At 66.1% G+C, this 1,863-nt stretch carries 2 protein-coding genes; both read left to right on the forward strand.

Annotated features, from left to right (window positions below; translation table 11 throughout):
* Window positions 1-967: Tox-REase-5 domain-containing protein (locus tag Q664_RS53220; protein ID WP_075207641.1), on the forward strand; the 967-nt coding region annotated here is incomplete at its 5' end.
* A gap of 13 nt (window positions 968-980) precedes the next feature.
* Complete coding sequence (locus tag Q664_RS55610) at window positions 981-1,724, forward strand: Imm52 family immunity protein (protein WP_075207642.1); 744 nt, start codon at window positions 981-983, stop codon at window positions 1,722-1,724.
* Window positions 1,725-1,863: the final 139 nt, after the last annotated feature.

Here is a 1,863-nt window from a genome sequence, read left to right on the forward strand (position 1 = left end):
GGGCTTCTACTTCTCACACGGGGGCGTCTTCTACCCGGTGACCGAGGCGCTGCGGCGCCAGGACAGCACGCCCCTGGCGGAACTGGGGCTGGGGAGGGACCCGCTCAACGCCGCGCTGGATGGAGCGCAGGACGCCCTGGCGGAGATGACGCTGGCGCTGGCTCACACCGTGCTCCACCCCATCCGCACGCTGGAAGACCTGGGGCAGTTGCCCACGACGGTGGCGTACCTGATTGCCACCTCGCCCGAGTACTTCGCGCGCTACGGGGCCATGTCGCGGGAGGACCAGATACGCGAGGCGGCGCGCCTGTCCACGCACCTGGTGCTGATGCTCGGAGGCGCGCGGGCGACGGTGGGACGCATGGGCGGGCTGGGGTCGGAAGTGCCTGTGTTGTCGCTCACGGCCCGGGGAGAACTGGTGCTGGGCGAAGCCGTGGTGGCGGGCCCGGCGGGTACGGTGGGCGTGGACCTGGGTGCCTTCTCCATCCTGCACATGGCGGGCAGAGGCAGGGGAAGAAGCGGTGGCACGAGCGACAAGACAGAGAAGGACTCCAAGAAGACTCCAGCGCGGAATCCCGGCAGGTGGACGTACAAGAAGCCCACCAATGAGTCCAATCGCTCCCAGGACTACCAGGAACAGGTGACGGGGCGGCCCGCGTGGTGGGTGTACATGATTGGGAAAGTGGAGTTCGACGGCATCAAGCTGGGGGAACTTCTGGAGGCCAAGGGTCCCGGTTACTGCTCCTTCTTCAACGCGGATGGCTCGCCCAAGTCCTGGTACAAGAACTCCGGCAAGTTCGACGAGATGATGGAGCAAGCCAGGAAACAATCGGAGGCGGCCCTGCAGCTGGGACTACCACTGGCCTGGCATGTCGCCGACGCCAAGGTCGCGGAGTTTCTTCGCAAGGAATTCACGCGGAAAAAATGGAACAACACCACCGTCCACCATACGCCAGCGGCGCGGTAGGGGAGGGGCACGAATGCAGGAGGACTACTACATCGGGGCGTACTGGGGCCCTCGGAAGGAGACGGCGTTGGAGTGTGCCCGGCGTGCGGAACTCTTTCTTCGCGGACTTGCGCGGTGTGAGCCGTCCTTCGGCCAATGGTACCGAGGAGGCCGTGGCGCCCCGCGAGGACTGCCCGGCCATCTTGTCTCTCCAGCAGTGGAAGAATTGGAGAAGCTCTTGCTGATCAGCAGGAGCCGCACGGACGTGGGCAAGGAGATCATTGAGCGCCTGGGCTTCAGCCGGCTCATGTGGAATGCGAAGGAGGAGGCCACGGACCTCCACCTGACTTGTGGCGGATACTCCCCCTGGGGAGGGCCCAACTCGTGTCTGCTCAAACCACCCGGGCAGGGCCCGGTCCGGGAGAGACTGCTGCGCGTGCCCGTGTTGGCTGAAGTGCTCACGTGCATGGTCACGGCGTGGGACCCCGACTACGCCATGGCCAGTTCCTCGGAAATGGTAGACCTCGTGGAGAAGCGCGGGTCCGAGGTTCGGATGGGCTGGCTGACGTACCTGTCGCGCCGCCTGGGGAAGCTGCCACCGCTGCCCGCGCCCGTGCGCATCGAGCCGGTGGGAAAGCTGGGTTGGCTGCTGGTGCTCTCCCCCGAGCCCATGACGGCCAGCAACCCCGAGCACGTGGCCTTCACCGCGCGCATCCGCGAGCTGCTCGACCGGGCCGGCCTCATCGAGCGTCCGCAACCCGTGCCCGCCAGCGAGTGAAAGCCGCTCGTTGACGTCAACGAGTGGCAGCCGGATGCGGAGAGCATGAGTGACGGGCGAATGCGCGCTGACTTGACCGCCCCTGTCCTGTCTCCCTGAAGTCCAGGGCATGTCCACACATTTCATCGGAGCGCACGGC

The organism is Archangium violaceum Cb vi76, from assembly GCF_000733295.1.
GTDB lineage: Bacteria > Myxococcota > Myxococcia > Myxococcales > Myxococcaceae > Archangium > Archangium violaceum.

Bases quoted from the DNA above. Each gene is read 5' to 3' on its own strand.
- Q664_RS55610 (WP_075207642.1), top strand. From the start codon at position 981: ATGCAGGAGGACTACTACATCGGGGCGTACTGGGGCCCTCGGAAGGAG.